The 5,828-nt window shown below is 52.5% G+C and carries 2 tRNA genes and 3 rRNA genes; all 5 read left to right on the top strand.

Going from position 1 to position 5,828, the window contains the following annotated elements:
- The first annotated feature begins 482 nt into the window (after positions 1-482).
- The 5 genes from ABD767_RS17100 (at position 483) to rrf (ending at position 5,803) form a co-directional block, all read left to right on the top strand.
- Positions 483-2,013, top strand: a 16S ribosomal RNA gene (locus tag ABD767_RS17100).
- Positions 2,014-2,119: 106 nt separating this feature from the next.
- Positions 2,120-2,196 (top strand) — tRNA-Ile (locus ABD767_RS17095).
- A gap of 62 nt (positions 2,197-2,258) precedes the next feature.
- Positions 2,259-2,334: transfer RNA gene (locus tag ABD767_RS17090), tRNA-Ala, on the top strand.
- 349 nt (positions 2,335-2,683) lie between these two features.
- A 23S ribosomal RNA gene (locus tag ABD767_RS17085) occupies positions 2,684-5,563 on the top strand.
- 127 nt (positions 5,564-5,690) lie between these two features.
- Positions 5,691-5,803 (top strand): 5S ribosomal RNA (gene rrf, locus ABD767_RS17080).
- The 16S, 23S and 5S rRNA genes sit together here with 2 tRNA genes alongside, the layout of an rRNA operon.
- The last annotated feature ends 25 nt before the right edge of the window (positions 5,804-5,828 follow it).

Below are 5,828 nucleotides of genomic sequence, written 5' to 3'. Positions count from 1 at the left end.
CTTCGCTGCTTGTGGCGCTTCTCTTTTGGGTAGCTGTTGCGGGTGGTTGAAGAGGAGGGCGAATAAAAAGTTCTTCGGTGGTTGCAAGAGGTGTAAAAGCTGATGTACACTACAAGGCTTCGCTGATCGAAGTGACTGGCTGCCAAGGCTGGTTGGTTTGGTTGGAGGGGTTGGTTTTGTGTGGTTGTTGGCTTGATTGCTGCGGCTGCAAGAAATCAAAAAAGTTTGACGGGACTTCAAAAAACCTGCTACAATACGAGGCTTCGCTGATCGCAGTGAAGTTGATCCGGAGAAGAGAATTCCGGAGCAGATCGTTAACAAGATACAGCCGATAAGCGTGGGCGTTTGGTGGAAGTTGGGCTTCTCATGTTTGCAGAAGTTCTTCGGAACACAAAACGCTCATGAAGAGAGAAGAAGTGTACGAACAGTTCACTTCAATTCCTTTAGAGCGAAGGTCGAGAGACCTTAAATCATTCAAGATCGAACTGTAGAGTTTGATCCTGGCTCAGATTGAACGCTGGCGGCATGCCTTACACATGCAAGTCGAACGGCAGCGCGTCCTTCGGGATGGCGGCGAGTGGCGAACGGGTGAGTAATACATCGGAACGTGCCCAGACGTGGGGGATAACTGCTCGAAAGAGCAGCTAATACCGCATGAGATCTGAGGATGAAAGCGGGGGACCTTAGGGCCTCGCGCGTTTGGAGCGGCCGATGGCAGATTAGGTAGTTGGTGGGGTAAGAGCCTACCAAGCCTGCGATCTGTAGCTGGTCTGAGAGGACGATCAGCCACACTGGGACTGAGACACGGCCCAGACTCCTACGGGAGGCAGCAGTGGGGAATTTTGGACAATGGGCGCAAGCCTGATCCAGCAATGCCGCGTGCAGGACGAAGGCCTTCGGGTTGTAAACTGCTTTTGTACGGAACGAAAAGCCTTCTTCTAATACAGGAGGGTGATGACGGTACCGTAAGAATAAGCACCGGCTAACTACGTGCCAGCAGCCGCGGTAATACGTAGGGTGCAAGCGTTAATCGGAATTACTGGGCGTAAAGCGTGCGCAGGCGGTTTTGTAAGACAGAGGTGAAATCCCCGGGCTCAACCTGGGAACTGCCTTTGTGACTGCAAGGCTGGAGTGCGGCAGAGGGGGATGGAATTCCGCGTGTAGCAGTGAAATGCGTAGATATGCGGAGGAACACCGATGGCGAAGGCAATCCCCTGGGCCTGCACTGACGCTCATGCACGAAAGCGTGGGGAGCAAACAGGATTAGATACCCTGGTAGTCCACGCCCTAAACGATGTCAACTGGTTGTTGGGGATTTATTTCCTCAGTAACGAAGCTAACGCGTGAAGTTGACCGCCTGGGGAGTACGGCCGCAAGGTTGAAACTCAAAGGAATTGACGGGGACCCGCACAAGCGGTGGATGATGTGGTTTAATTCGATGCAACGCGAAAAACCTTACCCACCTTTGACATGGCAGGAATCCTTTAGAGATAGAGGAGTGCTCGAAAGAGAACCTGCACACAGGTGCTGCATGGCTGTCGTCAGCTCGTGTCGTGAGATGTTGGGTTAAGTCCCGCAACGAGCGCAACCCTTGCCATTAGTTGCTACGAAAGGGCACTCTAATGGGACTGCCGGTGACAAACCGGAGGAAGGTGGGGATGACGTCAAGTCCTCATGGCCCTTATAGGTGGGGCTACACACGTCATACAATGGCTGGTACAGAGGGTAGCCAACCCGCGAGGGGGAGCCAATCCCATAAAGCCAGTCGTAGTCCGGATCGCAGTCTGCAACTCGACTGCGTGAAGTCGGAATCGCTAGTAATCGCGGATCAGAATGTCGCGGTGAATACGTTCCCGGGTCTTGTACACACCGCCCGTCACACCATGGGAGCGGGTCTCGCCAGAAGTGGGTAGCCTAACCGCAAGGAGGGCGCTTACCACGGCGGGGTTCGTGACTGGGGTGAAGTCGTAACAAGGTAGCCGTATCGGAAGGTGCGGCTGGATCACCTCCTTTCTGGAAAAAGTAGAAAACTCAGCGCCGCTGAACGTCCACACTTATCGGTTGTTGGAAAGCCCACAAGGGCGGAGGGTAATAAGCCCTCTGGCCGAGAGAGAAAACTGGGTCTGTAGCTCAGCTGGTTAGAGCACCGTCTTGATAAGGCGGGGGTCGTTGGTTCGAGCCCAACTAGACCCACCAACTGATGGGACGAGTGAAGATGGATGCCAAGCGAAGACAAGCCCGAGAGGGAGTGTCCGAGAGGGGGATTAGCTCAGCTGGGAGAGCACCTGCTTTGCAAGCAGGGGGTCGTCGGTTCGATCCCGTCATCCTCCACCACAACCCATCAATCAACACCAAAGCGCTTTTGAGAAAAAGAGCGCTTCGATGTTGATCGATAGCGATCGATCAAACGGCTGTTCCTTAAAAATTCATAGAGTCGAATCAGCGCTGCTGATGGAAACACCGCAAGGTGACCGTGCCATCAGCAGCTTGAATTTGATTGCGTCAAAACGAACATGAAATTCGAAAGAAAATCTGTTCAAGTAATGACGAATAGTTCTCCAGGAAGACCAGAAATGGTCGACCGAAGAAAGATTCACATTACGGCATAACGCGCGAGGTGAAAGACCTCGCAAGTCTTTGAGCTGAAACGGTGACCTCTCGACAAGAGAAGTCAAAGTTATAGGGTCAAGTGACTAAGAGCATGTGGTGGATGCCTTGGCGATGATAGGCGACGAAAGACGTGATAGCCTGCGAAAAGCTTCGGGGAGCTGGCAAATAAGCATTGATCCGGAGATATCTGAATGGGGAAACCCACCCGCAAGGGTATCGCACTCTGAATACATAGGGGTGCGAGGCGAACCGAGTGAACTGAAACATCTAAGTAGCTCGAGGAAAAGACATCAACCGAGATTCCGAAAGTAGTGGCGAGCGAAATTGGAAGAGCCTTCTAGTGATAGTCGAACAGTTAGCAAAGCGGCATGGAAAGGCCGGCCATAGTGGGTGATAGCCCCGTATGCGAAAACTGATCGGTGGTACTAGGCTAGAGACAAGTAGGGCGGGGCACGAGAAACCCTGTCTGAACATGGGGGGACCATCCTCCAAGGCTAAATACTCATCATCGACCGATAGTGAACCAGTACCGTGAGGGAAAGGCGAAAAGAACCCCGGGAGGGGAGTGAAATAGATCCTGAAACCGCATGCTTACAAAAAGTAGGAGCCTCGAAAGGGGTGACTGCGTACCTTTTGTATAATGGGTCAGCGACTTACATTCAGTGGCGAGCTTAACCGAGTAGGGGAGGCGTAGAGAAATCGAGTCCGAATAGGGCGTCATAGTCGCTGGGTGTAGACCCGAAACCAAGTGATCTATCCATGGCCAGGATGAAGGTGCGGTAACACGCACTGGAGGTCCGAACCGACTAGTGTTGCAAAATTAGCGGATGAGCTGTGGATAGGGGTGAAAGGCTAAACAAACTTGGAAATAGCTGGTTCTCTCCGAAAACTATTTAGGTAGTGCCTCAAGTATTACCTGCGGGGGTAGAGCACTGTTTAGGCTAGGGGGTCATGGCGACTTACCAACCCTAGGCAAACTCCGAATACTGCAGAGTACAGCTTGGGAGACAGAGCACCGGGTGCTAACGTCCGGACTCAAGAGGGAAACAACCCAGACCGCCAGCTAAGGTCCCTAAAATTGGCTAAGTGGGAAACGAAGTGGGAAGGCTAAAACAGTCAGGATGTTGGCTTAGAAGCAGCCATCATTTAAAGAAAGCGTAATAGCTCACTGATCGAGTCGTCCTGCGCGGAAGATGTAACGGGGCTCAAGCCAGTTACCGAAGCTGCGGATGCACAGTTTACTGTGCGTGGTAGGAGAGCGTTGTGTAAGCCTGAGAAGGTGTCTGGAGACGGATGCTGGAGGTATCACAAGTGCGAATGCTGACATGAGTAGCGTTAAAGGGGGTGAAAAGCCCCCTCGCCGTAAGCGCAAGGTTTCCTACGCAACGTTCATCGGCGTAGGGTAAGTCGGCCCCTAAGGCGAGGCAGAGATGCGTAGCTGATGGGAAACGGGTCAATATTCCCGTACCGATCAATAGTGCGATGTGGGGACGGAGAAGGTTAGCTCAGCCAACTGTTGGAATAGTTGGTTCAAGCCTGTAGTCGTGTCCGGTAGGCAAATCCGCCGGATTGAGATGAGGGGTGATAACGAGTCTGCTTGCAGACGAAGTGAGTGATACCCTGCTTCCAGGAAAAGCCACTAAGCTTCAGCTATTGACGACCGTACCGCAAACCGACACTGGTGCGCGAGATGAGTATTCTAAGGCGCTTGAGAGAACTGCGGAGAAGGAACTCGGCAAATTGATACCGTAACTTCGGGAGAAGGTATGCCGCAAGTAGGTGAACTTGTACAAAGGGAGCCAAAAGCGGTTGCAATAAATCGGTGGCTGCGACTGTTTAATAAAAACACAGCACTCTGCAAAGACGAAAGTCGACGTATAGGGTGTGACGCCTGCCCGGTGCTGGAAGATTAAATGATGGGGTGCAAGCTCTTGATTGAAGTCCCAGTAAACGGCGGCCGTAACTATAACGGTCCTAAGGTAGCGAAATTCCTTGTCGGGTAAGTTCCGACCTGCACGAATGGCGTAACGATGGCCACACTGTCTCCTCCGCAGACTCAGCGAAGTTGAAATGTTTGTGATGATGCAATCTCCCCGCGGAAAGACGGAAAGACCCCATGAACCTTTACTGTAGCTTTGTATGGGACTTTGAATATATCTGTGTAGGATAGGTGGGAGGCTTTGAAGGGCAGATGCTAGTTTGCCTGGAGCCGACGTTGAAATACCACCCTGGTGTGTTTGAGGTTCTAACCACGACCCATGATCTGGGTTTGGGACAGTGCATGGTAGGCAGTTTGACTGGGGCGGTCTCCTCCTAAAGCGTAACGGAGGAGTTCGAAGGTACGCTAGTTACGGTCGGACATCGTGACGATAGTGCAATGGCATAAGCGTGCTTAACTGCGAGACTGACAAGTCGAGCAGATGCGAAAGCAGGACATAGTGATCCGGTGGTTCTGTATGGAAGGGCCATCGCTCAACGGATAAAAGGTACTCTGGGGATAACAGGCTGATACCGCCCAAGAGTTCATATCGACGGCGGTGTTTGGCACCTCGATGTCGGCTCATCTCATCCTGGGGCTGTAGTCGGTCCCAAGGGTATGGCTGTTCGCCATTTAAAGAGGTACGTGAGCTGGGTTTAAAACGTCGTGAGACAGTTTTGTCCCTATCTTCCGTGGGCGCTGCAGATTTGAGGAAGCCTGCTCCTAGTACGAGAGGACCGGAGTGGACACACCTCTGGTGTACCTGTTGTCACGCCAGTGGCATCGCAGGGTAGCTAAGTGTGGAAGAGATAACCGCTGAAAGCATCTAAGCGGGAAACTCGTTTCAAGATGAGATCTGCCGGGGCCTTGAGCCCCCTGAAGGGTCGTTGTAGACCACGACGTTGATAGGCTGGGTGTGCAAGTGCAGCAATGCATGGAGCTAACCAGTACTAATTGCCCGTGCGGCTTGACCCTATAACTTTGACTGCCACAAGCAGCAAAGACTGTTATGCCTTGACGCCATCAAATTCAAACCCATCGACTCTATGAATTCGCCGCGCTGCAGCCCACACACAAGCTCCAGCGCAGCACACCGTTCAAGCCTGATGACCATAGCAAGTTGGAACCACCCCTTCCCATCCCGAACAGGACCGTGAAACAACTTCGCGCCGATGATAGTGCGGATCCCCGTGTGAAAGTAGGTCATCGTCAGGCTCTTATTAGACCAACCCCCAGTACG

Origin of the sequence: Comamonas faecalis, assembly GCF_039538025.1 — a bacterium.
Lineage (GTDB): Bacteria > Pseudomonadota > Gammaproteobacteria > Burkholderiales > Burkholderiaceae_C > Comamonas_C > Comamonas_C faecalis.
Note: the sequence above shows the minus strand (reverse complement) of the source record. Positions and strands in the feature narration are given on the sequence as shown.